The following is a 25,864-nucleotide window of genomic DNA, read 5'->3' as shown; positions in this document are numbered from 1 at the left end:
GGGGAAGGCCGATACGCGAAATGATATGACCCGCCGGCGGGCTGCCAAACCGCCGGAGAGGGACTTTGCATCCATGTTCACCCCGGAGAGGGCTTTGATATGAACATCTCCAGATTCTTTGTAGACCGCCCGGTCTTTGCCGGTGTTCTTTCGGTCCTCATTCTGGTTGCCGGCCTGATCGGCCTGCGCGCGCTGCCGATTTCCGAATATCCGGAGGTCGTGCCGCCGTCGATCGTCGTGCGCGCCACCTATCCCGGCGCCAACCCGTCCGTCATCGCCGAAACGGTGGCAACGCCGCTCGAAGAGCAGATCAACGGCGTCGAAGGCATGCTCTACATGGCCAGCCAGGCGACATCGGACGGCGTGCTCAACGTCACCGTCACCTTCAAGCTCGGCACCGACCCCGACAAAGCGCAGCAGCTCGTGCAGAACCGCGTTTCGCAGGCCGAACCGCGCCTGCCGGCGGAAGTCCGTTCGCTCGGCATCACCACAGTCAAGAGCTCGCCCAACTTCATCATGGTCGTCAACCTCGTCTCTGACGGGGGCGATCACGACATCACCTATCTTCGCAACTACGCGACCCTGAACATCAAGGATCGGCTCGCCCGCATCGCAGGCGTCGGTCAGGTGCAGGTCTTCGGCGCCGGCGACTATTCCATGCGTGTCTGGATCGACCCTCAGAAGGCCGCCGAGCACAATCTGGCCGCCAGCGACATCAGCAGCGCGATCAGCTCCCAGAACATCCAGGCCGCCGCCGGTATCATCGGCGCGTCGCCGAGCCAGCCCGGTGTGGATCTGCAGCTCAACGTCAATGCCCAGGGCCGCCTGCGCACGCCTGAGGAATTCGGCAACATCATCGTCAAGACGGGCGCCAGTGGCGAGATCACCCGCCTTCGCGATGTCGCCCGCATCGAACTCGGTGCTGCGGACTATACGCTGCGTTCGCTGCTCGACGGCAAGCCGGCCGTCGCCGTCGCTGTCCTGCAGGCGCCGGGTTCGAACGCGATCGAAATTGCGGACAATGTCAACGCGACCATGGATCAGTTGCAGCTCGCCATGCCTGCCGGCGTCAAATACGAGATCGTCTACGATACGACGAAATTCGTGCGCGCCTCGATCGAGAAGGTCATCGACACGCTGCTCGAAGCCATTGCTCTCGTCGTCCTCGTCGTCATCCTGTTCCTGCAGACGTGGCGTGCCTCGATCATCCCGCTGATCGCGGTACCGGTATCGATTATCGGCACCTTCGCGGTCATGTATGTCTTCGGCTTCTCGATCAACGCGCTCAGTCTGTTCGGCTTGGTGCTTGCGATCGGTATCGTCGTCGACGACGCGATCGTCGTTGTCGAAAACGTCGAGCGCAATATCGAACAAGGCTTGTCGCCGCGGGCTGCCACCTACAAGGCGATGAAGGAAGTCTCCGGTCCGATCGTCGCGATCGCGCTGGTGCTCGTCGCGGTCTTCGTGCCGCTTGCTTTCATCTCCGGCCTGTCAGGTCAGTTTTATCGCCAGTTCGCACTGACGATCGCAATCTCGACCGTCATCTCGGCCTTCAACTCGCTCACCCTGTCTCCGGCGCTGGCAGCCCTTCTCCTGAAGGGCCATGATCAGCCGAAGGACTGGCTGACGCGGTTCATGGACGCCATCTTCGGCTGGTTCTTCCGCGGCTTCAACCGTGTCTTCGGCGCGGGCTCGAATGCCTACGGCAAGGGCGTGGGTGGGCTGTTGTCGCGCAAGAGCATCGTCATGGTGATCTATCTGGCACTGGTCGGTGCGACCTACAGTCTGTTCAGCACGGTTCCCGGCGGCTTCGTGCCGTCGCAGGACAAGCAGTATCTGATCGGCTTCGCCCAGCTGCCGGATGCCGCAAGCCTCGACCGCACGGAGGACGTCATCAAGCGCATGACCGACATCGCGCTGGCGCAGCCGGGGGTTGCGAATGCGATCGCCTTCCCAGGCCTGTCGATCAACGGCTTCACCAACTCCTCGAATGCCGGCATCGTCTTTGTGACGCTGAAGGACTTCGAGGAGCGCAAGACGCCTGATCTCTCGGGCGGCGCAATCGCCATGGCGCTGAACCAGAAGTTCGGCGTCATCCAGGATGCCTTTATCGCGATGTTCCCGCCGCCGCCGGTCAATGGTCTCGGCACGACAGGCGGTTTCAAGCTGCAGATTGAGGATCGTGCGGGCCTCGGCAACCAGGCGCTCGACGAGGCGACCAAGGCAGTGCTTGCAAAGGCCTATCAGACGCCTGAACTCGCCGGGCTGTTTTCCAGCTTCCAGATCAACGTGCCGCAGCTCTACGCCGATCTCGACCGTGCCAAGGCCGAGCAGCTCGGAGTTTCCGTCACCGACGTCTTCCAAACGCTGCAGATCTATCTCGGCTCGCTCTATGTGAACGACTTCAACGCCTTCGGCCGGACCTACAGCGTCCGTGTTCAGGCCGATGCGAAATTCCGCGCCCAGCCGGAGGATATCGGCCAGTTGAAGGTCCGGTCGGCATCGGGTGAGATGATCCCGCTTTCGGCCCTCTTGAAGGTGGAACCGAGCACCGGTCCGGAACGCGCGAACCGCTACAACGGCTTCCTGGCCGCCGATATCAACGGCGGTCCGGCACCGGGCTTCTCGTCGGGTCAGGCGCAGGCGGCAATCGAGAAGATCCTTCACGAAACGCTGCCTGCGGGCATCGACTTCGAATGGACGGATCTGACCTATCAGCAGATCCTTGCCGGTAACTCCAGTGTCGTTGTCTTCCCGCTGGCTCTACTGCTCGTCTTCCTGGTGTTGGCTGCCCAGTATGAGAGCCTGACGCTGCCGCTTGCCATCATCATGATTGTGCCGATGGGCGTGCTGGCCGCGCTGACCGGCGTCTGGCTCACCGGTGGAGACAACAACATCTTCACTCAGATCGGTCTGGTGGTGCTTGTCGGCCTATCCGCGAAGAACGCTATCCTTATCGTGGAATTCGCCCGCGAACTGGAGTTCGAGGGAAGGACACCGCGGGAGGCCGCGATCGAGGCCAGCCGCCTTCGCCTTCGCCCGATCCTCATGACCTCGCTCGCCTTCATCATGGGCGTCGTGCCGCTCGTCGTCTCCACTGGCGCCGGTTCGGAAATGCGCGCGGCCATGGGTGTCGCGGTCTTCTCGGGCATGATCGGCGTGACCTTCTTCGGCATCTTCATGACGCCTGTCTTCTACGTGCTGCTGCGGCGGTTGACGGGCAACCGTCCGCTCGTCCAGCACAAGCCGGACGAACACAAGGAAGAAGAGGCGGAGGTCATCCGGCTCGCGGCGGAATAAACGGAATTCAACCTTCCTTTGTCGGGTAAATCGGGCGGGAACTTCGGTTCTCGCCCGTATCGTTTTCAGGGCATGAAGCCGACAAGTACGCGCGGTTTTCGGACACACCACCCACATCCAAGGACACACCACAAAAATGCGTTACGTCCGTCAAAACGGTTTGCAACGGTGGGCGAGCGGACTATCAAAGACGGACAACAGTTGGGAGGACTGAATGACAGGTTCGGGGAAAGCTCATGACGGCAGGCGGATCGCCTTTCTCGGCACCGGCCTGATGGGGGCGCCGATGGCTCGCCGGCTGCTTGGCGGGGGCTTTTCCGTCACCGTCTGGAATCGCGATCCCGGCAAAGCCGAAGCGCTTGCGGGAGACGGCGCGGTCTGCACGGAAACACCGGCGGATGCCGTTTCAGGCGCCGATGTCGTCATCACCATGCTGACCAACGCCGAGGCGGTGAAGGACGTGTTGTTCGACCGCGGCGCGGCCGATGCGATGACGCCTGGTGCTACCGTCATCGACATGAGTTCGATTGCCCCGCATTTCGCCCGTGACCATTCGGCGAGGCTTGCCGAGCGCGGCGTCGATCACGTCGATGCGCCGGTATCCGGCGGCGTCGTCGGGGCTGAAGCCGGTACGCTCGCCATCATGGCGGGTGGCGACGAGGACGTCATCGACCGGCTTGCGGATATCTTTGCGCCGATGGGGCGGGTGACCCGCGTCGGCCCGAGCGGTGCGGGCCAGCTCGCCAAGCTCGCCAACCAGCAGATCGTTGCGGTGACGATCGGAGCCGTCGCCGAAGCGATGATGCTGATCGAAGCTGGCGGCGGCTCGCCGGCCGCCTTCCGAGATGCCATTCGCGGCGGCTTTGCCGAGAGCCGTATCCTCGAACTCCACGGCAAGCGCATGGTCGAACGGCAATTTACCCCAGGCGGTTCGTCCAGCAACCAGCTGAAGGATCTGAACGCCGCCATGGAAGCGGCCAAGACCCTGTCGCTGACGCTCCCGCTGACGGCGGCGGTGCATGCCGAATTCAGCGAATTCGTCGCCAATGGCAATGGCGAAAAGGATCACAGTGGCTTGCTCCTCCATCTTGAAAAGAAGAATGCCAGGCCGGGAGAAAAACAGTGACGAACAGCCATTCGCCGAAGCGGCGCCTGCGTTCGCAGGACTGGTTTGACAATCCCGATCATATCGACATGGCAGCGCTCTATCTTGAGCGCTTCATGAATTACGGCATCACGCCGGAAGAGCTGCGCTCCGGCAAGCCGGTCATCGGGATTGCCCAGAGCGGCAGCGATCTCACGCCTTGCAACAGAGTGCATGTCGAGCTTGCCAAGCGGGTGCGCGACGGCATCCGCGATGCCGGCGGCGTTCCGATCGAGTTTCCGACGCATCCGATCTTCGAGAACTGCAAGCGTCCGACGGCCGCACTCGACCGCAATCTCGCCTATCTCGGCCTCGTCGAGATCCTCTATGGCTATCCGCTGGACGGTGTCGTGCTGACCACCGGCTGCGACAAGACCACGCCTTCGGCGATCATGGCGGCTTCGACGGTCGATATTCCGGCGATCGTGCTCTCCGGAGGGCCGATGCTCGACGGCTGGCACGAGGGGGAACTGGCGGGCTCCGGGACGGTGATCTGGCGGATGCGGCGGAAATATGCGGCAGGCGAGATCGATCGGGAAGAGTTTCTTCAAGCGGCACTCGATTCTGCGCCTTCCGTCGGCCACTGCAATACGATGGGCACCGCTTCGACGATGAATGCGCTGGCCGAGGCGCTCGGCCTTTCGCTGACCGGCTGTGGCGCCATTCCCGCCGCTTACCGCGAGCGCGGCCAGATGGCCTACCGCACCGGCCGGCGTGCTGTCGAGATCGTGTTCGAGGATCTGAAGCCGTCGGATATCCTGACGCGCGAGGCTTTCCTGAATGCCATCCGCACCAATTCGGCGATCGGCGGCTCGACCAACGCGCAGCCGCATCTGGCTGCGATGGCGAAGCACGCCGGCGTCGAACTCCATCCCGACGACTGGCAGGTGCATGGTTTCGACATTCCGCTGCTGGCCAACGTCCAGCCGGCGGGCGCCTATCTCGGCGAGCGCTTCCATCGCGCCGGCGGCACGCCGGCGATCATGTGGGAGCTGCTACAGGCCGGAAAGCTCGACGGCAACTGTCGCACGGTGACGGGCAGGACGATGGCCGAGAACCTGGAAGGCAAGGAAGCACGCGACCGCGAGGTCATCAAGCCGTTCGCCGAGCCGCTGAAGGAACGAGCGGGCTTCCTCGTTCTCAAAGGCAATCTCTTCGATTTTGCGATCATGAAGATGAGTGTGGTCTCGGAGGATTTCCGCCGGCGCTACCTTGACGAACCAGGGCGCGAAGGCGTTTTCGAGGGAAGGGCGGTAGTCTTCGACGGTTCGGAGGACTATCACAAGCGCATCAACGATCCCCAACTCGGCATCGACGAAAATACCATCCTCGTCATCCGCGGCGCCGGGCCGATCGGCTGGCCGGGTTCGGCTGAGGTCGTCAACATGCAGCCTCCGGATCATCTCCTGAAGCGCGGCATCCGCAGCCTGCCGACGATCGGCGATGGCCGCCAATCGGGCACGGCGGACAGTCCCTCGATCCTCAATGCCTCGCCGGAAAGCGCCGCCGGCGGCGGCCTCGCCTGGCTTCGTACCGGCGATATGATCCGCATCGACTTCAACCACGGACGCTGCGACATGCTGGTCGATGTCACCGAGATCGAACGGCGTAAGGGCGATGGCATCCCGCCGGTGCCGGCGGATGCGACGCCGTGGCAGCAGATCTACCGCCGCTCGGTTACGCAATTGTCGGACGGCGCGGTGCTGGAGGGAGCGGCGGAATTCCGCCAGATCGCAAAAAATCCGCCGCGGCACAACCACTGATCTTGAAGCTGCCGCAGACTGCAAGCCCTTTGATCCAAAAAAGGAAAGTCGTAACCAACAGTTCACCTAGTCATTAGTTCGGGGGTCAAGACAAGGCTTCATTAATGGCCGCCTGAGACCATATTGCCGTTATGCAAGCTTCCAAGGTTGGGACCGCGTTGCCAGAGAACAAAGCCACACGATCCGAACACGAATTTCAGGATCTTCTGCGTCGGCTCGAACTCGCTCTCGATGCATCCCGGATCGGTGTCTGGGAGCATAGCATCGAGCAGGGCGGGATCTTGTGGGATGCGCAGATGCATCGTCTCTACGAGACCGGCGAGACCTGCCGGTTGGTGCCGGCATCGCTTTGGTCGAATGCCATTCATCCCGATGATCTCGAGCGGGCCGAACGCGACTTCGAGCAGGCGATCGCGACGCGCGGCGCCTATGACTCACAATTCCGGATCGTATTGCCCAGCGGCGAAATCCGCCATTTGTGTTCGCGCGCCCATTTCTATGTCGATGCGGAAGGTCTGCCATCCTTCATCGGCGCCGAATGGGATGTGACGGCCGACGTACTGCTCAACGGGGAACTGGCGCGGCAGAAGGTGGTGGCCGAGGCGAGGGCGCTGGCGCTCGAGGAAAGCAATGCGCGCATCGAGCATGTCGCCGATCACGACTATCTCACCGGCCTGCCGAACCGGCGCCTTCTCGACAAGCGGCTGGCGGAACTGCCGGCCGACAAGAGCATCACCGCGCTTGCGGTCCTGCATCTCGACCTCGACCAGTTCAAGCAGATCAACGACAGCCACGGTCATGCGGCAGGCGATGTTGTTCTCAGGGCGGCAGCCCTTCGCATCACCGCTGCCATTCCTGTAAATGGCATGGTTGCCCGCGTTGGCGGCGATGAGTTCGTCATCGTGCTGGTCAATTTCACCGATCTCACCGAGCTGAAGCTGATCACCGAGGATCTCCAGCGCCGGCTGCGGAAGAAGATCCGCTTCGGCCAAGAGATGCTGCAATCCGGTGCCTCGATCGGCGTTTCCTGGAGCGGCGATCGGCGGGCGCACAACCTGCTTGCCGAATCCGATCTGGCGCTCTACCAGGCCAAGAAGCTCGGGCGGAACCGCGTCGAATTCTTCACGCGGCAACTGCAGGAGGATCTGCGATCCAAGCGTCGTCTCGCCGAAGAGCTGAAGCTTGGGCTGGAGCGCGGCGAGATCATTCCCTATTATCAGCTGCAGCTCGACGCCCGGACGCGAGAAGTCATCGGCTTCGAGGCGCTGGCGCGCTGGAAACATCCCGAGAAGGGCGTGCTCGCCCCGGGGGTATTCCTGAAGATCGCCGATGAGCACGGACTTGCGGCCGAGATCGATGCGGCGATCCTGAAAAGCGTTCTCGAAGACCGGCTGTTCTGGCAGTTGCGCGGCGTTGCGGTACCGCGCATCGCCGTCAATATCTCGGCGTCGCGCCTTGCCGATCCGACGCTGCTGGACAAGCTGAGGAGACTCGCCATTCCGCCCGGTGCGATCGTCTTCGAACTGGTCGAGACGATATTCCTCGACGACAGCGACGAAAAACTGCTCGATCAGATCGGCGATATCAAACAGATGGGCATCGATATCGAGATCGACGACTTCGGATCGGGCCATGCCTCGCTCATCGGTCTCGTCAAGCTGCGGCCAAAGCGGCTGAAGATCGACCGGCAGCTCGTCACCGAAGTTGTCAGCTCTGCCGAGCAGCGGCGCGTCGTGGGTTCGATCGTGGAAATCGCCAAGGCACTCGATGTCGAGGTGATCGCCGAGGGCATCGAGACCGAGGCGCATGCCGTCGTGCTGGCGCAACTCGGTTGCGACGGCCTGCAGGGTTACGCGTTCGGTTATCCAGCACCGGCGGCCGAGACAGGCCGTCTTTTCTCATCGACGACGAGCGGGATTGAAAAGCAGAAGACCGCGATGGTCAGCTGAACCGGCCGATTTGTCGCCGGGTGGCCGTCGTCACGCCCAGTTTCAACAACGTCCTTGCCGGGGCGCGGAGGTGTTTTTGCCGAAATGCTTTCCTCGCCGTTCAAATCGGCAGGCGATATTTTTTCGGCGCGGCGTTTTATTCGCATCGGCAGGAAGATAATGGCGCGCAAGTAATCTTCTTGAGCTTGCAACAGCATTGTTTCATGGTAATGCGGAAACGAAGCTTTCTGCATTGCATCGAAAAATGATTATACGCGTCGTCAAGTCCATGAGCGCGGCTCTCCATCATTCGCAGGTGCAATCGGGGAGCTGGGACCTGACAATTGCTTTGCCATTGCCGGGATGGACTTGCGGGACATTCAATCTGGGAAAGTTGCATGAATTCGGAATTTGCCGTTCGTTTGATGCGGCCCGGCGAACTGGAACTCGTGCTCGAATGGGCGCGTCAGGAGGGTTGGAACCCGGGCCTCGACGATTCGCTTGCATTCATCGAGGCCGATCCGTCAGGATTTTTCGTCGGCGCTATCGGCGAAGTCCCCGTCGGGTCGATTTCGGTCGTCAAATATGGCGAGAGTTTCGCCTTCCTGGGCCTCTACATCGTCCATCCCGATTTCCGCGGCAAAGGTTACGGCAAGGCGATCTGGCAGGCGGGCATTGCCAGCGCGGGAGATCGCACGATCGGTCTCGACGGCGTCGCCGCACAGCAGGACAACTACCGCAACGCCGGCTTCGAACCCGCCTACGCCACCATTCGCTACGGCGGGGTCGCCAACTCCTTGCCTGTCTCGACGCTTGTCGCGCAGCCGGTGCTGGATTCACGCCTCGAAGGCCTGCAGCGATATGATTCGGCGATCTTTCCGCAGCCGCGGGATGCCTTTCTCGCTGCCTGGTGCACCGCCCGCAAGGGCCGTCGTTCGGCGGTGGTGCGCAAGAGCCACAAGATCCGCGGTTACGGCACCATCCGCCGCTGCTACGACGGCTACAAGATCGGCCCACTCTTTGCCAACGATGCCGATAGCGCTGCCGCGCTACTTGCCGAATTGATCCCCGAGGCGAAGGGGGCCGCGGTCTTCATCGATATTCCCACGGCGAACCACGAGGCAGTCGCGCTTGCCGAAGGGCTCGGTCTTCAACCGGTGTTCGAGACGACACGCATGTATCGCGGGCCGGCGCCGGCTATCCCGCTGAAGCACGTCTTCGGCGTGACGACGCTGGAACTCGGTTAGGCTCTAGTCCACGGGTGAGGCGGGCACGGTTTGTGCCGAAGCTTTCGGCCGGCCCTTTTCGGCGATCGCGATGCCGCCTAACGTCAGCACCAGCGCGATCACATGGAACGACTGCAGCTGCTCGCCGATCAGCGCGACGGAGAGCAGCGTTCCGAACACCGGCACGAGATTGATGAACAGGCCGGCCCGGTTGGCACCGATTGCCACCACGCCCTTGATATAAAGGATCTGCGCCACTAGTGACGGGAAGATCGCCGTGTAGAGAGTGATGACCCAGCCGGCCTGGTCCGGCCACTGCGCCGCGCCACGGCCGGCCTCCCAAAGGAGCAGCGGCAGCGAGGTGAGCATGGCGCCGAGCGCTGGGACCGCCATCAGCGTGCGCCAGTCCAGCGGCGGCTTCCAGCGCAGGAAGATCGTGTAGACCGAATAGGCGGCAATGGCGATCAGCATCAGCCCGTCGCCGCGGTTGAGGCCTAGTTGCAGCAGCGTTGAGAGGTCACCATGTGCGGCGGTCAAAGCGACGCCGATCAGCGTCATGCCGAAGCCGAGACATTGCGCCAGCGAAATGCCGGTACGGAAGAACATGAAATTCAGCAGGAAAATCAGCATCGGGATGCCGGCCTGCTCGATGGCGACGTTGATCGCCGTCGTATATTGCACGGCCGAGTAAAGCATGGCGTTGAAAAGGGTGTAGCCGATGACGCCGTAGAAGAGGAGCAGCGGAAGGTTCTTCCTGACCACCGGCCAGTCCTTGCGCAGTTGCGGTACTGAAATCACGGCGATCACCGCCACAGCGAGGAACCAGCGCAGGAAGGTCAGCATCATCGGGCTGATATGCCCGAGCGCGAGTTTGCCGGCGACGGAGTTGCCACCCCAGCAGAGGGTGGCGATAACGAGGCAGATATAGGCCGTGGCTTGCAAGAGCGTTCTTCCCGTCTTTCCGCGATCGCCGTGCGGCGTTTTGTGACGGGAAATAGCCTGTCGGCTGCTGATTTGTCACGTAAAAAGCCCAATCTGCTGTGACAACAGGGTCGCTTTCCAAAAAACAAAGCTTTATAGATGCGCGGGTTTGAGCAGGTGCGCGGTTCCGCGCCGGTAACAGGAAGAGTTGGATGACGAACGTAGTCGTGGTCGGTTCGCAATGGGGTGACGAAGGCAAGGGCAAGATTGTCGACTGGCTTTCGGAGCGTGCGGATATTGTCGTGCGCTATCAGGGCGGACACAATGCCGGCCATACGCTGGTTATCGACGGCACCAGCTATAAGCTCTCGCTCTTGCCGTCCGGCGTCGTGCGCCCGGGCAAGATGGCCGTCATTGGCAACGGTGTCGTCGTCGATCCGCATGCGCTGATCGCCGAGATTGGCCGGCTGGAGGCGCAGGGCGTGACGGTTACGCCTGACAATCTGCGCATTGCAGACAATGCGACGCTCATTCTTTCGCTGCACCGCGAGCTCGACGCGATGCGCGAGGATGCTGCGTCGAACAGCGGCACGAAAATCGGCACGACGCGCCGCGGCATCGGCCCGGCCTATGAAGACAAGGTCGGCCGCCGCGCCATCCGCGTCATGGATCTTGCCGATCTCGAAAGCCTTTCCGGCAAGGTCGACCGTATTCTGACGCATCACAACGCACTTCGCCGCGGCCTCGGTGTCGCCGAGGTCAGCCACCAGGCGATCATGGATGAACTGACCTCGATCGCCGACCGGGTACTGCCTTTCCGTGATACGGTCTGGCTTTTCCTCGACAAGGAGCGCCGCAAGGGTGCCCGCATCCTCTTCGAAGGCGCGCAGGGCAGCCTGCTCGACATCGATCACGGCACCTATCCCTTCGTCACATCCTCGAACACGGTGGCCGGCCAGGCGGCAGCCGGTTCCGGCATGGGACCCGGCTCGCTCGGTTATATCCTCGGCATCACCAAGGCCTATACGACGCGCGTCGGCGAAGGCCCGTTCCCGACCGAGCTCACCGACGAAATTGGCCAGTTCCTGGGCGAGAAGGGGCATGAGTTCGGTACTGTGACGGGGCGTAAGCGGCGCTGCGGCTGGTTCGACGCCGCACTGGTGCGCCAGTCGGTTGCCACCAACGGCATCACGGGCATCGCGCTCACCAAGCTCGACGTGCTCGACGGTCTCGAGGAATTGAAGATCTGCGTCGGCTATACGCTCGACGGCGAACAGATTGATCATCTTCCGGCAAGCCAGGGAGCGCAAGCTAGGGTCGAACCGATCTACGTCACGCTGGAGGGATGGAAGGAATCGACCGTCGGCGCCCGCAGTTGGGCGGATCTGCCGGCACAGGCGATCAAATATGTTCGCCAGGTCGAAGAGCTGATCGGGGCGCCTGTCGCGCTCCTGTCCACCAGCCCGGAGCGGGATGACACCATACTTGTGACCGATCCGTTTGAGGATTAAGCTCACGGGTCACTGTGGAGGATGGTTCGGTAGAGTGCCGGACTTCTTGAGAAAGTACTAATGGCGGATTTTATTGCAGTCATTCGGCGGGCCGTCGACGGCCTGGCTGAAAATACCCCTGAGATGCGGGTGAAAGTCTACGAACGTGCCCGCGGCGCAGTGCAGCGGCAGCTCGAGAACATGAAGCCGCGTCCGCCGGAAGCCATGCTGCAACGCCAGCTCGAAAAGCTCGAGGCCGCCATCCGCGAAGTGGAAGGCGAACATTCCGAGGCTTTGCCGCTCGATGCGCCGCTTGCGGACGTCACCGCGCCGGAATCCTTCGAAGAACAAGCGGTTCACGACGAAAACGAACCGGCGTCGACGCTGGAGACGGCTGTCGAGGAACCGGTCTACGAAGCCTATGCGGAACCGCAGGCGGCCGAGGCCGCCGACGAGCCGGATCACGTGGAAGCCGCCGCGCCAGAGGAAGCTGACGAAGAGGTCGCTGCCGAGGAGCCGCTTTCCGCGGAAGAACCTGTTCCCGCCGAAATCCCTGTTGCCGCCGAGACAGCGATTTTGCCGGAGACATCCGGTGCCGCCGAGACATACTGGCACCCCTCGCATGAGGAGGAAGCGCCGGCCGAGGAATGGCATGCCAGTGAGGCGCGCGACGTCGCTGACGAAGATGTGCCCGCCGGATATGACGGCTGGGAGGCGCCTGCCGAACATCGCAGCGAGCAAGCCGACGAAGACCGTGCTGATGAGCATCATCCCGTGGAAGCCGAAGAGATCGCGGCCGGACCGCTGGCGGCGGAAAGCGGGGGACCGGAGGCCGAGGAGGCTTACGAGCCCGTTGAGCCGTTGCAGCCGATCACCCGCGGCATAGACCACGCATCCAACCGGCTGGTGGAGCCGGTCGCCGATTTCGATCGTCCGCAGGAATTTGTCGAGCACAGCCGCGAGGAGCCGTTGCAGGCCGCCGCGGCGGCGCATTTCGACCCCGTCTGGACCGAACCCGTTGCCGAAAAGCCGGCCCCGGCGCCCAAGGATGCGGAGACCGAATGGGCCGAAGAGGAACTCAGGCAATATTCGGAGACGGCGCCGGCACCGATTACGGCCGATGCCTCGGCACGCGCTTTCGAGGAGGTGATATCGAGCCTCGAAAAAGTGGCACCCGCGGCCGTCATGCCGGCCGCCAAGGAAAGTTTTTCCTGGGAGACGGCTGCGTTCGACGATCTGCCGCCGATTGAGGCAGGCAGCAATAAGAAGACGCCGGTCGCCTCGCATTTCGACGATGTTGATATCTTCGCGGAAGTGCACAACGGCAAGCCGGCGCCTGCCAGCAGCGCGCCGAGCGAGGCCTGGCGAGAGGCGAAGGCGCTGCGCGGCTACGACCGCCGCGGATCGGTCGCCGCTGATGACGATGACGCCGATCCGTCGATGGATATCGATCAGATTGTTGCCTCCAAGCTGCAGGGCAAGAGCTTTCGTATCGAGCCGAAGCGCCGCCGCTTCGGCATCGGCACCGTGATCACGCTCATCTTCGCACTCATCCTGATCGGTGGCGGCGGCTATGCCGGCTGGACGAACAGGGAGGCGCTGGTGGCGATGGTCGACGGGCTCGTCAGCTCGGCACCGTCGCAGGCGACCAGGAACGAGGCGGCAACGCCGCCGGATCGCTCGGCGACGCCTGCTCAGCCAGGCGCGGTAACGCCAGCCCAGCCAGGCGCGGTGACGCCAGCCCAGCCGACCACACCAGGAGCGCAGAATACCCCAGCGACGCCGGCGCAGCCGAACCCAAACCCAAACCCGCAGGTAGCGTCAATGAATAACGACGGCACTGCGGCCAATTCGAAATTCACCCAACGGCTGCTGACCGATGGGACCGAGGTCGACAGCGGACCGGCAACTGTGCCGGGAACACCGACCGCGGAAGGAAAATCGGTCGCCGAACAGAACGTCGCGGCAGCAGATACGCCGCCTGCCAGCGCGCAGGGCGATGCGGCACCCGCCGAAACGCGGACACCGAACGGCCCGGTGGCATCGCCGCAGCAGACCGCACCCGTCGGTTCGTCGCAAAAGATGTTTCTCTATGAGGAGCGCATCGGCCAAAGCTCGCCGACGGCGATCGAGGGATCGGTCGTCTGGAGCGTGCAGCACGAGGCCGGCCAGGACGGCCGGCAGGAGGCGACAGTGCAGGGCAACGTTACCGTTCCCGAGCGCAATCTCTCGGCGCTCGTCACCTTCAAACGCAATTCCGATCCGTCGCTCCCGGCAAGCCATCTGGTCGAGATCGTCTTCTCGGTGCCGCCGAATTTCGAAGGCGGCAGCATCGAAAGCGTCCAGCGCATCTCGATGAAGCGCACGGAACAGGATCGCGGCGATGCGCTGATTGCGGTTCCGGCCAAGATCACCGACGATTTCCACATGATCGCGCTCAACGACTACCCCGATGCGCGCAAGGCCAATCTCGACCTAATGTCGACCCGCAATTGGATCGATATTCCGATTACCTACCGCAACGGCCGCCGCGCGCTGCTGACGATGGAGAAGGGCGGTACGGGGACGGACGCCTTCAATACCGCGATCAAGGAATGGACCGCACTCGGGGATGTCTCGACGAGCCAGTGATGGCTTTTCCCGGGTGCAGCAGAGATCAATGAAAAGGCGGGCTGCAAGGCCCGCCTTCAATTCTATCATGCGGCAGGTTTTATGCCGTGGCTTCGACGACGCGGACGGCCTTGGCGCGTTCCAGGGCTTCCTTGCGCACGGCGTCCTGCACCTTTTCGAAGGCGCGAACCTCGATCTGTCGGACGCGTTCGCGGCTGATGTCGAACTCGGTCGAAAGGTCTTCCAGGGTCACCGGATCCTCGGCGAGGCGGCGAGCCTCGAAGATGCGGCGTTCACGCTCGTTCAGCACGCTCATCGCTTTCGCCAGCATGCGCCGGCGAGTTTCGAGTTCGTCCTGTTCGATCAGCACGTCTTCCTGGCTGTCATGGTCGTCCACCAGCCAATCCTGCCACTGGCCGCCATCACCTTCGGCTGCCTTGATCGGCGCGTTCAGCGAGGCGTCGCCGGAGAGGCGGCGGTTCATCGAAATGACCTCTTCCTCCGAGACGTTTAGCTTAGTGGCAATTTCCGAGACGTGCTCCGGCTTCAGATCGCCGTCATCAATTGCCTGGATGCGTCCCTTCAGCCGGCGCAGATTGAAGAACAGACGCTTCTGGTTGGCAGTCGTGCCCATCTTCACCAGCGACCACGAGCGCAGGATATATTCCTGGATCGAGGCCTTGATCCACCACATGGCATAGGTGGCGAGGCGGAAGCCGCGCTCGGCATCAAACTTCTTGACGGCCTGCATCAGGCCGACATTACCCTCGGAGACGACTTCGCCGATCGGCAGGCCATAGCCGCGATAACCCATCGCAATCTTCGCGACGAGGCGAAGATGGCTGGTGACCAGCTTGTGGGCAGCGTCGCGGTCGCCATGCTCGGCATAACGCTTTGCGAGCATGTATTCTTGCTGCGGCTCCAGCATCGGGAACTTGCGGATTTCGTCGAGGTAACGGTTGAGACCGGCTTCGCCGGCGGTGATGGACGGCAAGGTATTTCGGGCCATAGTGCACCCTCCTAAAGTGAATTCCGGTTCCCGATGGAAACGCATCCTCGCGTTAAAAAAGGCAAACCGGGGCGTGCGGCTCTCTTCGAGCCCGCACTAAGTCAATATATAGATAAGTGTGGCGAAACAGCGGTTCAAGATGCCGCTCATGCAGGTGTGAGGCGGGCAGGCGACATTTCAGAGCCGCCTTTATTGGCGTAGCGCCTCGATCAGTTCGACCATATCATCCGGCAGCGGCACTTCGAAATGCATGAGTTCGCCGGTGCGGGGATGCTCGAACTGCAGCATGAAGGCATGCAACGCCTGGCGGCCAAAACCGTTGACGATCTTGCGGATCTCTTCCGGCAGGAGATTAGCCTTGGTCTTGAAGCCGGCGCCGTAAACCGTGTCGCCGAGCAGCGGATGGCCGATATGGGCCATGTGGACACGGATCTGGTGGGTGCGGCCGGTTTCGAGGCGGCACTCGACCAGCGAGGCGAACGCGGTCGCATCCGGCTTCTCATGGAAGCGCTCGATCACCTGGTAGTGCGTGATCGCCTCGTCGGCGTCCTGACTGTCAGGGCGCTTGACGGCGCGGCGCGTGCGATCGCCGGTGGCGCGGCCAAGTGGCGCGTCGACCGTGCCCGACAGCGTGCGGGGCCGGCCCCAGACGATTGCCTGATAGGCCCGCTCCAGTGGCATGGTGCGGCCATGGTCGGCAAATTGCAGCGACAGGTGACGATGAGCGATGTCGTTCTTGGCGACGACCATCACGCCTGTCGTGTCCTTGTCAAGACGGTGGACGATGCCGGGGCGGCGCACGCCGCCGATGCCGGAGAGCGTATCGCTGCAATGGTGGATCAGCGCGTTGACCAGTGTCCCCGTCCAGTTGCCGGCGCCGGGATGGACGACGAGACCGGAAGGCTTGGAGATGACGATGACATCGTCGTCCTCATGGAGGATATCGAGCGGGATGTCCTCGCCCTGCGGCGTCGGGTCTTCCGGCTCGGGCAGCGTGAGTTCGAAATTGTCGCCGGTGCGCACCTTGCGCTGCGGGTCGGTAACGGGTTCGCCGCGCAGAAAAACCTGGCCGTCCTTGATCAACGCCTTGATGCGGCTGCGCGAAAATTCCTCGCCGACTTGCGCCGTCAGCCAGGCGTCCAACCGGCCTTCGGCAGTTTCATCGGCGGTCAGGACTTTTCTATTGCCGGCTGTTTGTTTAAAGGGGTCGCTCAAGACGCTTCTTCTCCGACGTATTTTTAGAACGGGATGCACAGATGACAGCAATCGAGCCAGACGACCAGGAAGAGAAGCCCCTTGATCCGGCGATGGAAAGTGTCCGGCGCAAGATGGTCCGCCTGCAGATCGTTTCCGGCGCCATCATGTTCGTGAGCCTTATGGCGGTCTTCGGCGCGGTTGTCTACAAGGTGATGCACAGCGAACCGAAGGAGACGGCGTCCGCTGTTGCCGCCACCGGCGTACCCTCGGATGCGCCGCTTGCGGCGACCGTTTCCCTGCCGCTCGGCTTCAAGGTGCAGTCCACCTCGTTTTCATCAGGGCAGATCCTGTTCTACGGCGAAACGGCCGAGGGCAAGAGCAAGGCGCTGGTTTACGATCTCAGGACCGGCCGGACGGTTGCCGACGTCACTGTCGCGGGCAATTGAAACCGGCATGGCCGCCGTTCCGATCGACATCAACAGCGCCGACGATCCACGCGTCGCTGAATTCCGCGCGATCCGCGAGCGCGACCTGACGGGCCGAGAGAACCGCTTCATCGCCGAGGGCACCGTCGTGCTGCGCATGCTCGCCGAGGCGCATGCGGCAGGCCGCGGCTTTTTCGCCGAGAAGATCCTGCTGCTGCGCAATCGTGTCGAGGGCGTCCTGCCCGTCCTGGAGCGGTTTCCGGCCGACGTGCCGGTCTATGTCGCCGGGTCTGATGTACTCGACGGCGTCGTCGGTTTCCACCTGCACCGCGGCGTTCTCGCGCTCGGCCGGCGGGAGGATCGCGGCGAGGCGGCACTTCTCGACGCGCTGCCGGAACGGGCGCTGGTGCTTGTCGGTTGCGGCATTTCCAATCACGACAATGCCGGCTCGATGTTCCGCAATGCGGCCGCCTTCCGAGCGGACGCGGTGCTGCTCGACGAAACCTCCTGTGATCCACTCTACCGCAAGGCGCTGCGTGTCTCGGTCGGTTCGGTGCTGAGTGTTCCGCATCGGCGTGGCGGCAAGGCCTTGGATGTGCTCCTGGCGCTTGCCGAACGGGGCTTTGCCATCTGGACGCTTTCGCCGCACGGCAAGACCGATATCCGCGCCATTCCGGCCTCGACGCGGATGGCGCTCGTCGTCGGCACCGAGGGCGAGGGGTTGCCGGAGGCGCTGCTTGCGCGGTTCCGGAGCGCGCGCATTCCACAGTCTGAGGAACTCGACAGTCTCAATGCCGCGACGGCGACGGGGATCGCGCTGTTTTCCATGGCCTCCGCGATGGGGCGGATTTAGCGGATTTAGCCTATACGCCCGAAAATCGGAATCGATTTTTGGGATTATGCCAATTCAAAATGATGGCGCGCCGCTCGTCCTATCCGCCGCGCGCCGCGCTAAGGCGTCAGCGCGGGGGATCGGCGATGATCGCCGCCGCTCTGTCGGCAAGGCTGACGCGATCGTTGGGGTTCTTTTCCGCGGCATCTGCGAGCAGCGTGCGGATCGGCGAGGAAGGCCCCTCGTTGAGTGCGGTCAGCGCCACCATATTGGCGGCGATCGAGGCGATCTCCTCGCGGATCGCGCCATCGCGCCCGGTTACGGCCTTTGCCTTTTGCAGGCGCTCGGCAAGGGCGGCGCTGCGCTTGCGGACATCCTCGCCCATCTCGGCCGTCATGGCGGCGGTGTTGAGCGCGGATGCGGTCGTGTCTTCGGCCATCATTTCCGCCGGCAGCTCCGCGACCATGCCGGCAAGGCCGGCGTCGCGCAATACCCGGTTGACCTTGCGGATCTCTGCGTTAGCGGCCTTCAACTGCTCCTTCAATTTGGCGATCTCCTGCTGGCGGCGAACGACCAGAGTTTCCTTTTCGGTGGCGGAAGCGCTCTCGCGCGCGGCCTTATCCTCCAGGCGGATCACCATATGCTGCTGTTGCATCAGTTTCTGTTCGGCATCCTTGGCGCGCTTCTGCAGCAAGTTGACATCCTGACGCAGGGTATCGCGTTCATCACGCAGCGCGTTGACGCGGAATTTCAGGCTCTCTGCCTCGGTTTCGCGCGCAGCCAGGTCGATCCTCAGCCCATCGACCTGTTCACCGAGTTTGCTCAGCCGCGTCCGCATCGTCGCCAGTTCGCTCTCCTTGCTGGCAGCGGACTGCTCGGCAATATGCAGGTTGGTCTTCAACTGGCTGATATAGTTCTCGTCCTTGCGCAGATGCGAGCGCTGGTCGGCGGCCTCGACATGCATCTCGCCGATCTGGGTCTGCAATTCGCCGATCTCGGCGGCAAGCCTGCCGGCATCGACGGCGAGTGCGTCATGACGAAGCTGGAGCGACAGGGATTTCTCGCGCTCACGCAGAAGATCCTGGGCCGTGCGGGCATTTTCGGCGGCATAGAGCGCACGCACCATATCCTTCTGGGCGCGAACCTCCTGAGGGCTCAGCGGCATCGTCGCTTTCAGCCGGTTCTCGGTATACCAGACAATGCGGCGGTGAACGGCGGGCGAGACCAAAAAGACAAGGAAGGCCGCGGTCAGGAAGCCCAATCCGAACAAAAGAGCATATTCGATCACGGCGCGGCCATCGGTAAGAAGGTTGATACGGCGTCAGCCGCGATAATTAAGCACGCATGACACGCATGGCAAGGCCGCCGGTGTGAGCGGCGGCAGATTCCGGTGGCTTTGCGGCCTCAGAAAGGGTTCCAGGTCGGCGCCTGGGTGATCTTGAGATAGCCGACATTGATGCCCAGGCGGGCGCCGACGCCGGTGCGGATCGGCACGACCAGCACGTCGTTGTTCTTGAGCAAGGTCATACCGAAGCCGGCGATCACATAGGCCGAGCCGCTGACGCCGCCGAAGCGCGCATAGATGCCGTTGACGGAGGGCAGGTCGTAGACCAGCATCATCACGCGCGAGCCCTGGCCACCGTAATCGAGACCGAGCGAAGGTCCCTGCCAGTAGAGATTATGTTCGCCGGCGTTCTTGGTGTTCAGCTGGCCTTCGCCATAGGTAAGACCGGCGATGAAGGCGCCGCCGCCTTCCTGTCCGAGGATATAGCCGTTTGGCAGGCCGTATTTCTGGAACGCACTCTCGACGACCTTGGCAAGTCCGCCGCTGGCGGAACCGAAGAAGGAGTGGCCGGCGTCGACGATTTCCTGAATCGTGTACTGGCCGTTGTCCTGGGCGGTGGCCGGCCCGGCAACCATCAGCGAGGAGAAGACGAGGGCCGAAAACAACCTGAAGAAGCCGATGAATCGGTGCGGAAATCGAAGGCGCATGGTGTCATCCGTTCGTCGTTTGGCTTGGAGCGGGCAACCGCTCGCGGCGATTGGTGCATTTTGCCCCGATGATCTTAACAATCGGTTTACCAAATATGGTGTCATTATGGCACCGAGTACGATCGCAAACTTCGCGCAATTTTGATGAAGCATATTCCGGGCGCGATGAAATTGCCGCCCCTCAGGAGACGATGATGTCCAAGAACCCAAATCTTACTCTGTCTGGCCCGGATCTGGCCGCGCTTCTTTGCAGCCGCGTTTGCCACGATGTTATCTCGCCCGTCGGCGCAATCAACAACGGCCTGGAACTCCTGGATGAAGGCGGCGCCGATTCCGATGCGATGGACCTGATCCGCACCAGCGCGCTCAACGCTTCCGTCCGCTTGAAGTTTGCACGCCTGGCCTTCGGCGCATCGGGTTCCGTCGGCGCCTCGATCGACACCGGCGAAGCCGAACGCGCTGCCAAGGATTTCGCCGTCGCCGAGAAGAAGACCGAAGTGATCTGGAACGGACCGCGCGCCATCGTCGCCAAGAACCGTGTCAAGCTGCTGCTCAACCTCTTCCTCGTTGCCTATTCCGCCATTCCGCGCGGCGGCGTGCTCGAGGTAACGCTCGAAAATCCCGAGTTCGATGCCAGGTTCAGGCTCACGGCCAAAGGTAAACTGATGCGCTTGCCGCCGAAATTCGTCGAGATATCGACCGGCACCATCGAGGAGGCGATCGACGCCCATTCGATCCAGCCCTATTACACCGTGCTTCTGGCGCAGGAGTGCGGGATGACGCTTGAGCACAGCGCCAGTGCCGACGAACTGGTGTTCACGGCGGTGGCCGCGGCAGCCTGATTTCGGAGCGCGGACGCGTGCCTGGGCTCGTCCGGTAACGATTCCTTAGCCTGATGGACCTATTCTCCAGGGTTGTAAGAGGCCTCTTGCTACGACGAATGCGGGGGCAAAGGAGCGGCCATGCAAAGGTTCATGATCACCGATAATTCGGACATCGTCCGCAAGGTCGGCAAGCGCATTCTCTCCGAACTCGACTTTCTCGTCAGCGAAGCTTCCAACGCCGGCGAGGCGCTGCAGCGCTGCCAGGCGGAGCTGCCGGAATATCTGATCGTCGATTCCGGCATGGAAGGTGCGCTTGATCTCATCGCCGCCATCCGCGCCATGGAGGGCGGCAAAGAGGTCAAGATCTATTACTGCGTCGTCGAGGCGGATCTGAAGAAGCTGATGGCAGGCAAACGGGCCGGTGCCACCGACTTTCTGCTGAAGCCGTTCGATCGCAAGATCCTGACCGCCGTTTTCGGAAACCGCGCGATCGCCGCCTGACCGGCGCGGCCTCTTTCCCCGCCGATGTCGGCGTCCCTGGAGCATGACGCCGAAAGTGCAAGCACGTTCGACGGCTGCCACGTTCTATTTTCTTCATCGAGATACAGGGCACTTCAGGCTGATCCAGCCTAAGATCCTCTACATCAGGTGAGTCTCGCCCATCGTAAGCAGAAACGAAAAATCCCGCCGAAAAGGCGGGATCTTCGTTTGTCCGATAAGGGGATCGGAAAAATATCAGGCGGTTTCGGCGTATTCGGCACCATCCGGCTCGCGAAGAACGTAACCGCGGCCCCAGACGGTCTCGATGTAGTTGGCACCGCCGGCAGCATTGGCGAGCTTTTTGCGGAGCTTGCAGATGAAGACGTCGATGATCTTCAGTTCCGGCTCGTCCATGCCGCCGTAGAGGTGGTTCAAGAACATTTCCTTGGTGAGGGTGGTGCCCTTGCGGAGCGAAAGCAGCTCCAGCATCTGATATTCCTTGCCCGTCAGATGGACGCGCTGGCCGCCGACTTCCACAGTCTTGGCATCGAGGTTGACGATCAACTCGCCGGTCATGATGACCGACTGGGCATGGCCCTTGGAGCGGCGGACGATGGCGTGGATACGGGCGACGAGCTCGTCCTTGTGGAACGGCTTGGTCATGTAGTCGTCGGCGCCGAAGCCGAGGCCACGAACCTTGTCTTCGATGCCGGCCATGCCCGACAGAATGAGGATCGGTGTCTTGACCTTGGACAGTCGGAGAGTGCGAAGCACCTCATATCCGGACATGTCGGGCAGGTTCAGATCGAGAAGGATGATGTCATAATCATACAGCTTGCCCAGATCGACGCCTTCTTCACCGAGATCGGTGGTATAAACATTGAAACTCTCTGATTTCAGCATCAACTCGATGCTCTGCGCCGTCGCGCTGTCATCCTCGATTAGAAGTACCCGCATAATTATCCCCTTTACCGCCGCCGAAAGGTGGTCTGGCCCCCTACACGATACCGAACACGCTACGTGATTTGAAAGCTGCCACGAAATGGTTAACAAATTCTAATTCACTCTGGCAAGGAGTATCGAATTTATTAAACAATTTTTCCATTTCTCTGTTTTCCAATAGGAATCTCAAAAGGGCGTCCCTCTACTTTAACATTAGGAAACAGCGCTAAGTGATTCATCCGACTCGCCAATGAAAAGGTTCGAATTTCATGCCGCGGCATTTACCGACCCTTAAATCATCGGGCCTATCATTAACGATGCCCGTAAACGAAAGGTTACCAGCGGTAGGTATTTGTTAATATCGCAGGAAATTTTTTAGCAAACCGTGTCAAAGCGGCGCGCAGGGCGGTTTCAAGTTGAGCCGGGGTCTCGCATCACGGGAGTAATGCGTATGAAGTCGCGAGAAAGTCTCGTTCGCCTGAAGGAATTTCAGGTGAATGAAAAACGACGTCAGTTGCAGCAGTTGCAGATGATGATGTCCGAATTCGAACGGATGACGAAGGATCTGGAGAGCCAGATCGTCGTCGAGGAAAAGAAGTCCGGTATATCAGACCCGAATCACTTTGCTTATCCGACCTTCGCCAAGGCCGCGCGTCAGCGGGCTGACAACCTGCAGGTTTCGATCAAGGAACTGAAGACGCAGGAAGAGACGCTGGAAATGGCGCTCGAGGAGATGCAGGCGGAATATGCAAGGGCCACAGCGCTGGAAGAGCGTGACGGCGCCGCCCGCGCAAGGGCGTAAGAGAAACGGCGGGCGCCGGCTTCGGCGCTCTGGCATCGCCACTGAGAAGCCATGTATGATGGGCGCGCTGTCCGTCATACATGGCTTTTGGTGTTTGCGCCTTGGGCGGCTCTCGCCGAAATCGAGGTTGTCACGCCGCGAGCGATGGAAGACGCTAGGTCCAAAGCGGGTCACATCGAGCGTGATTCACACGACGCGATTGCATTTTTTGCGCGTGTCCCAAAACCGCTGCGTGTCTTTGAGCCCGCGCATTAGAGCGCCGCGGGCCCTTCCGGACACGCAAAAGGACGCTCTAACTCTTTCAATCTCGCATCGTGCTTTTCCGAAAATCGATACCGATTTTCGGGCCAATGGACTAAAGCGCGTTGCGATCTTTCAGAGTCGCTCCTTGCGCTTTAGGTCCTTGTTTTTACGCATCTAGTTCACGACGTCTTTCCATTCCGGATGGCGTTGCGCCTGCGCCTTGAAGAAGGGGCAAAGCGGGATGATCTTCCAGCCACCGGTGCGGGCTGCTTCCACAGCATGGAGCGCCAACGCCTGGCCGACACCCTTGCCGCGCAGCGCATCGGGAACGCCCGTGTGATCGATGATGACGAGCTTCGGCGATGTGCGTGAATAGGTCATCTCCGCCTCGTGTCCTTCGACCTCGGCCGCATAACGGCCGCCGGAGGCGCCTTCCTCGTTTCGAATGTCCATTGTCTTTCCTCGTAACGGATTTGTCTTGGCGGACCGTGACATGGCGGCGCGGTCATGCCAAGCCGTGGAGGCAATAGAGGCAGGAGACGGAGTGTTCATGCAAAATATAGGGTCGATACGAGGTTCGCGGCAATGAAGGCGCTTTCGATGTTTCGCCCCGTGCTTCTCGTGGCCGCGCCGTTCTTCCTGGCGCTCGGCCTCGTCTTACCGCTGGTCCGTTTCGAGACTCTATATTTCTTCGACGACACGCCGTCGCTCATCGAAATCATCGTCTCGCTTTGGCAAGGCGGGGATGGGCTGCTGGCGGCGATCGTCGCGTTGGTTTCGATCCTGCTCCCGCTTCTGAAGATGATCGGCATCACAGCTGAGGCGATGGGGATCGCCGCAGAAGCGCCGGCCGCCGGCAGCGGGGTCGGCAGCCTGTTCTATCGTCGCGTCGTACCGCATCTGTCCAAGTGGTCGATGATGGACGTGCTGCTGGTTGCGATCGTCATTGCGGCGGCGAAGACGACTGGGCTGGCCGACGCCTTCACGCAGCCCGGCCTCTGGTGCTACGCGGCCTCGTCAATGATTTCGGGCCTTCTTCATTCCCTCATGGGAGATGCGTCCGGCCCGAAATAGATGTCGTCGATGCTGGCGCGTGATCAGTGACGATATTGCTGAATGCGCGTGGTGCGCAGGCCGGCGAGACCGTGACTGTTGATCGACGACTGCCAGGAGAGGAATTCTTCGACCGTGAGCGTATAACGCTCGCAGGCCTCTTCCAAGCTCAACAAGCCACCGCGAACAGCCGCGACAACCTCTGCCTTCCGGCGAATCACCCAGCGCCGCGTATTGGGCGGCGGAAGATCCGCAATCGTCAGGGGGCTGCCATCGGGGCCGATGACATATTTCACTCGGGGACGTATCATTTCGGTCATTGGACTCTCTACACAACGCAAGACCACGAGCCCCACTCTAGCCTGCCACATTTAAAAATTGCCTAAACCCATCGTAAGACTTTGATAACAAATTTAGACGCCCGGCCCTGGCCGGCGATTTGGAGCGGCCGCTTGCCGCTACGGGAATTTGTGGCGCCTGCATGGGAGCCATGTGGATAAATATTAGCTGTTTTCCCGGGATGATCTTATCAGCGCTGCAACATAAGAATGAGCGCAAGACTTCGTCTCCGTTCTTCCCGCTGTATCAGTCCAGTCGCTTTTTGATGCTTCGTGTCCTCGGGATGCGAGGCAGAAGCCATCTTTGCTGATGCTCCGGCGCGACCTTCTCGCCGCCGGCAGTGAGGCCGAGCCGAAGCTGGCTATATGAGGATTACGAAGATGAAAAGACCTGAGCGCGCAGTCGACTGCGCTGAGGATGCTGTATTTTCGCCTTCGCAGGCCGATGGCGCCGGGGTTTCGTTCAATGATGGCAACGATCGGCTCGGCGAGATGGCGAAGCTTGCGGGCTTCGATTTCTATCTGCTCTCGGCTTTCCCGCGGGCGACGGTACCGCTTTCACCGAAAACCGGCTGATCAGCAAATGGCCGCAAAGCCTTGTCGGCTTTTACGAGGCCGCCGATCTCTTCTATTGCGGCAGACTGGTGACTGCGATGAAGCGCGATCGTGCCGATCTTCTGCGAGGAGGGGGCGTTTGCGGGCAGCGCCGCCAATCAGGAAAACCGCAAACTCAACACGCTCTTTCAGATGCAAGGGCTGAAGAATTCCTCCGCCTTCGCGCTACACGACGCTGACCTGAAATAATACATCTTCGTCTTCTCAGGCGGCCGTCCTATGCTCACACGGGAGCAGGCTATGGCGCTGCTCTACGGCTGCATGGAGCTTCTGGACAAAGTTTCGCGCAATGGCAGCGGGGAAGACGGTCCGTCGGAGGCGCTTACCCGGCCCGCGAAATCGAATGCTTGCGACGCTGGCTGATTCCTTTAATGGGAATCGATTTAAGGAATCAGCCAGCAATTCAAAGTGTACAGCGTCCTTTGCGCGTCTAAAAAGACGCGCGGCGCTGTAGTCGGCGGCCGGCAAGAGCAGCGACGAGATCGCGATCGTTCTCGATCTCTCGTCGCATACGGCGGCAGGTTATCTGAAGAGCGCGATGCGCAAGCACGATTCGGTCAATCGCATGCAGGCGGTCGCCAGAGCATTCCGGTACCGGCTGCTCTAGAGCGGTTCATGTTTTGACTGAAGCGTATCCTGCATTGCGGAAGTAGTTTTCGCATTCGTCTGGTTTGATGGTTTCGACGAGGTGCCCGAGATGGCGCCATGTATCCTCGCTGGTTCGCTTTTG

General features: G+C 61.4%; 22 protein-coding genes and 2 pseudogenes. 14 read left to right on the top strand and 10 right to left on the bottom strand.

Annotated features, from left to right (window positions below; genetic code table 11):
* Positions 1–99 precede the first annotated feature (99 nt).
* The 4 genes from ACIPSK_RS25520 (at position 100) to ACIPSK_RS25505 (ending at position 8,156) form a co-directional block, all read left to right on the top strand.
* Positions 100–3,300 carry an efflux RND transporter permease subunit gene (locus ACIPSK_RS25520; protein WP_162117936.1) on the top strand — a complete coding sequence of 1,067 codons (3,201 nt, stop codon included), beginning with the start codon at positions 100–102 and terminating at the stop codon, positions 3,298–3,300.
* Positions 3,301–3,514: 214 nt separating this feature from the next.
* On the top strand, positions 3,515–4,426 hold the full coding sequence (locus tag ACIPSK_RS25515; protein WP_162117937.1) for an NAD(P)-dependent oxidoreductase: 912 nt from the start codon (positions 3,515–3,517) through the stop codon (positions 4,424–4,426).
* On the top strand, positions 4,423–6,207 hold the full coding sequence (locus tag ACIPSK_RS25510; protein ID WP_162117938.1) for a dihydroxy-acid dehydratase: 1,785 nt from the start codon (positions 4,423–4,425) through the stop codon (positions 6,205–6,207). Before ACIPSK_RS25515 ends, ACIPSK_RS25510 begins: the two co-directional genes overlap by 4 nt.
* A gap of 131 nt (positions 6,208–6,338) precedes the next feature.
* Positions 6,339–8,156 carry a putative bifunctional diguanylate cyclase/phosphodiesterase gene (locus tag ACIPSK_RS25505; protein ID WP_162117939.1) on the top strand — a complete coding sequence of 606 codons (1,818 nt, stop codon included), beginning with the start codon at positions 6,339–6,341 and terminating at the stop codon, positions 8,154–8,156.
* On the opposite strand, the gene ACIPSK_RS25500 is transcribed toward ACIPSK_RS25505, so the two are convergent.
* Positions 8,069–8,389: a hypothetical protein gene (locus ACIPSK_RS25500; protein ID WP_162117940.1), complete on the bottom strand. Its 321-nt coding sequence runs from the start codon at positions 8,387–8,389 to the stop codon at positions 8,069–8,071. The genes ACIPSK_RS25505 and ACIPSK_RS25500 overlap by 88 nt on opposite strands.
* A 144-nt stretch (positions 8,390–8,533) precedes the next feature.
* Here ACIPSK_RS25500 and ACIPSK_RS25495 point away from each other — a divergent pair, with 144 nt between their 5' ends.
* Positions 8,534–9,382, top strand: coding sequence for a GNAT family N-acetyltransferase (locus ACIPSK_RS25495; protein ID WP_162117941.1), 849 nt, complete (start codon positions 8,534–8,536; stop codon positions 9,380–9,382).
* A gap of 3 nt (positions 9,383–9,385) precedes the next feature.
* Here ACIPSK_RS25495 and ACIPSK_RS25490 read toward each other — a convergent pair whose 3' ends face one another.
* Entirely contained in the window at positions 9,386–10,303 is a 918-nt protein-coding gene (locus ACIPSK_RS25490; protein ID WP_017965856.1) for a DMT family transporter, read from the bottom strand.
* 191 nt (positions 10,304–10,494) lie between these two features.
* Between ACIPSK_RS25490 and ACIPSK_RS25485 the strand changes: the two genes are divergently transcribed.
* The gene (locus ACIPSK_RS25485) at positions 10,495–11,793 is read left to right on the top strand and encodes an adenylosuccinate synthase (protein ID WP_162117942.1); all 1,299 of its coding nucleotides are present in this window, start codon (positions 10,495–10,497) and stop codon (positions 11,791–11,793) included.
* A 60-nt stretch (positions 11,794–11,853) separates the two neighbouring features.
* A complete protein-coding gene (locus ACIPSK_RS25480; protein WP_162117943.1) occupies positions 11,854–14,403 on the top strand; it encodes a hypothetical protein in 2,550 nt (849 codons plus the stop codon).
* Positions 14,404–14,482: 79 nt separating this feature from the next.
* Here ACIPSK_RS25480 and rpoH read toward each other — a convergent pair whose 3' ends face one another.
* Together rpoH and ACIPSK_RS25470 are read right to left on the bottom strand one after the other, a co-directional pair.
* Complete coding sequence (rpoH, locus tag ACIPSK_RS25475; protein WP_017961766.1) at positions 14,483–15,391, bottom strand: RNA polymerase sigma factor RpoH; 909 nt, start codon at positions 15,389–15,391, stop codon at positions 14,483–14,485.
* Between the two features lie 189 nt (positions 15,392–15,580).
* Entirely contained in the window at positions 15,581–16,606 is a 1,026-nt protein-coding gene (locus ACIPSK_RS25470) for an RluA family pseudouridine synthase (protein ID WP_162117944.1), read from the bottom strand.
* Positions 16,607–16,647: 41 nt separating this feature from the next.
* On the opposite strand from ACIPSK_RS25470, the gene ACIPSK_RS25465 reads away from it, so the two are divergent.
* Both ACIPSK_RS25465 and ACIPSK_RS25460 read left to right on the top strand, forming a co-directional pair.
* A complete protein-coding gene (locus ACIPSK_RS25465) occupies positions 16,648–17,034 on the top strand; it encodes a hypothetical protein (protein ID WP_162117945.1) in 387 nt (128 codons plus the stop codon).
* A 7-nt stretch (positions 17,035–17,041) separates the two neighbouring features.
* Complete coding sequence (locus tag ACIPSK_RS25460) at positions 17,042–17,866, top strand: TrmH family RNA methyltransferase (RefSeq protein WP_162117946.1); 825 nt, start codon at positions 17,042–17,044, stop codon at positions 17,864–17,866.
* Between the two features lie 106 nt (positions 17,867–17,972).
* Here ACIPSK_RS25460 and ACIPSK_RS25455 read toward each other — a convergent pair whose 3' ends face one another.
* Positions 17,973–19,133 (bottom strand): hypothetical protein, encoded by a 1,161-nt coding sequence (locus ACIPSK_RS25455; RefSeq protein ID WP_162117947.1) that lies wholly within the window; start codon positions 19,131–19,133, stop codon positions 17,973–17,975.
* 116 nt (positions 19,134–19,249) lie between these two features.
* Positions 19,250–19,837 (bottom strand): DUF1134 domain-containing protein, encoded by a 588-nt coding sequence (locus ACIPSK_RS25450; RefSeq protein ID WP_017965850.1) that lies wholly within the window; start codon positions 19,835–19,837, stop codon positions 19,250–19,252.
* 194 nt (positions 19,838–20,031) lie between these two features.
* Between ACIPSK_RS25450 and chpT the strand changes: the two genes are divergently transcribed.
* Positions 20,032–20,679: a histidine phosphotransferase ChpT gene (gene chpT / locus ACIPSK_RS25445; RefSeq protein ID WP_026154325.1), complete on the top strand. Its 648-nt coding sequence runs from the start codon at positions 20,032–20,034 to the stop codon at positions 20,677–20,679.
* A 120-nt stretch (positions 20,680–20,799) separates the two neighbouring features.
* The gene (locus ACIPSK_RS25440; protein WP_003542364.1) at positions 20,800–21,162 is read left to right on the top strand and encodes a response regulator; all 363 of its coding nucleotides are present in this window, start codon (positions 20,800–20,802) and stop codon (positions 21,160–21,162) included.
* A 234-nt stretch (positions 21,163–21,396) separates the two neighbouring features.
* Here ACIPSK_RS25440 and ctrA read toward each other — a convergent pair whose 3' ends face one another.
* Positions 21,397–22,098 carry a response regulator transcription factor CtrA gene (gene ctrA, locus ACIPSK_RS25435; protein WP_003542362.1) on the bottom strand — a complete coding sequence of 234 codons (702 nt, stop codon included), beginning with the start codon at positions 22,096–22,098 and terminating at the stop codon, positions 21,397–21,399.
* A 436-nt stretch (positions 22,099–22,534) separates the two neighbouring features.
* Here ctrA and ACIPSK_RS25430 point away from each other — a divergent pair, with 436 nt between their 5' ends.
* Positions 22,535–22,885 (top strand): flagellar export protein FliJ, encoded by a 351-nt coding sequence (locus ACIPSK_RS25430; RefSeq protein ID WP_162117948.1) that lies wholly within the window; start codon positions 22,535–22,537, stop codon positions 22,883–22,885.
* Between the two features lie 417 nt (positions 22,886–23,302).
* Here ACIPSK_RS25430 and ACIPSK_RS25425 read toward each other — a convergent pair whose 3' ends face one another.
* Entirely contained in the window at positions 23,303–23,581 is a 279-nt protein-coding gene (locus ACIPSK_RS25425) for a GNAT family N-acetyltransferase (RefSeq protein ID WP_017965846.1), read from the bottom strand.
* A 54-nt stretch (positions 23,582–23,635) separates the two neighbouring features.
* Between ACIPSK_RS25425 and ACIPSK_RS25420 the strand changes: the two genes are divergently transcribed.
* Positions 23,636–24,202, top strand: a complete 567-nt coding sequence (locus tag ACIPSK_RS25420; RefSeq protein WP_210254201.1) for a paraquat-inducible protein A — start codon at positions 23,636–23,638, stop codon at positions 24,200–24,202.
* 23 nt (positions 24,203–24,225) lie between these two features.
* On the opposite strand, the gene sciP is transcribed toward ACIPSK_RS25420, so the two are convergent.
* Positions 24,226–24,501 (bottom strand): CtrA inhibitor SciP, encoded by a 276-nt coding sequence (sciP, locus tag ACIPSK_RS25415; protein WP_007533628.1) that lies wholly within the window; start codon positions 24,499–24,501, stop codon positions 24,226–24,228.
* A 399-nt stretch (positions 24,502–24,900) separates the two neighbouring features.
* Here sciP and ACIPSK_RS25410 point away from each other — a divergent pair.
* Positions 24,901–25,741 (top strand): annotated as a pseudogene (locus ACIPSK_RS25410) (response regulator transcription factor).
* A gap of 6 nt (positions 25,742–25,747) precedes the next feature.
* Here the strand turns inward: ACIPSK_RS25410 and ACIPSK_RS25405 are convergent.
* Positions 25,748–25,864: pseudogene (locus tag ACIPSK_RS25405) on the bottom strand (IS630 family transposase); the annotation flags it as partial.

It is taken from the genome of Rhizobium sp. LARHSG275, from assembly GCF_052871115.1.
The sequence above is the reverse complement of the archived record's forward strand: the minus strand, read 5'-3'. Positions and strand labels throughout refer to the sequence as shown.

Coding starts and splice junctions, on each gene's coding strand:
- ACIPSK_RS25520 (WP_162117936.1), top strand. CDS start 100: ATGAACATCTCCAGATTCTTTGTAGACCGCCCGGTCTTTGCCGGTGTT.
- ACIPSK_RS25515 (WP_162117937.1), top strand. CDS start 3,515: ATGACAGGTTCGGGGAAAGCTCATGACGGCAGGCGGATCGCCTTTCTC.
- ACIPSK_RS25505 (WP_162117939.1), top strand. CDS start 6,339: ATGCAAGCTTCCAAGGTTGGGACCGCGTTGCCAGAGAACAAAGCCACA.
- ACIPSK_RS25500 (WP_162117940.1), bottom strand. CDS start 8,389: ATGCAGAAAGCTTCGTTTCCGCATTACCATGAAACAATGCTGTTGCAA.
- ACIPSK_RS25495 (WP_162117941.1), top strand. CDS start 8,534: ATGAATTCGGAATTTGCCGTTCGTTTGATGCGGCCCGGCGAACTGGAA.
- ACIPSK_RS25485 (WP_162117942.1), top strand. CDS start 10,495: ATGACGAACGTAGTCGTGGTCGGTTCGCAATGGGGTGACGAAGGCAAG.
- ACIPSK_RS25480 (WP_162117943.1), top strand. CDS start 11,854: ATGGCGGATTTTATTGCAGTCATTCGGCGGGCCGTCGACGGCCTGGCT.
- rpoH (WP_017961766.1), bottom strand. CDS start 15,391: ATGGCCCGAAATACCTTGCCGTCCATCACCGCCGGCGAAGCCGGTCTC.
- ACIPSK_RS25465 (WP_162117945.1), top strand. CDS start 16,648: ATGACAGCAATCGAGCCAGACGACCAGGAAGAGAAGCCCCTTGATCCG.
- ACIPSK_RS25460 (WP_162117946.1), top strand. CDS start 17,042: ATGGCCGCCGTTCCGATCGACATCAACAGCGCCGACGATCCACGCGTC.
- ACIPSK_RS25450 (WP_017965850.1), bottom strand. CDS start 19,837: ATGCGCCTTCGATTTCCGCACCGATTCATCGGCTTCTTCAGGTTGTTT.
- chpT (WP_026154325.1), top strand. CDS start 20,032: ATGTCCAAGAACCCAAATCTTACTCTGTCTGGCCCGGATCTGGCCGCG.
- ACIPSK_RS25440 (WP_003542364.1), top strand. CDS start 20,800: ATGCAAAGGTTCATGATCACCGATAATTCGGACATCGTCCGCAAGGTC.
- ctrA (WP_003542362.1), bottom strand. CDS start 22,098: ATGCGGGTACTTCTAATCGAGGATGACAGCGCGACGGCGCAGAGCATC.
- ACIPSK_RS25430 (WP_162117948.1), top strand. CDS start 22,535: ATGAAGTCGCGAGAAAGTCTCGTTCGCCTGAAGGAATTTCAGGTGAAT.
- ACIPSK_RS25425 (WP_017965846.1), bottom strand. CDS start 23,581: ATGGACATTCGAAACGAGGAAGGCGCCTCCGGCGGCCGTTATGCGGCC.
- ACIPSK_RS25420 (WP_210254201.1), top strand. CDS start 23,636: ATGCCAAGCCGTGGAGGCAATAGAGGCAGGAGACGGAGTGTTCATGCA.
- sciP (WP_007533628.1), bottom strand. CDS start 24,501: ATGACCGAAATGATACGTCCCCGAGTGAAATATGTCATCGGCCCCGAT.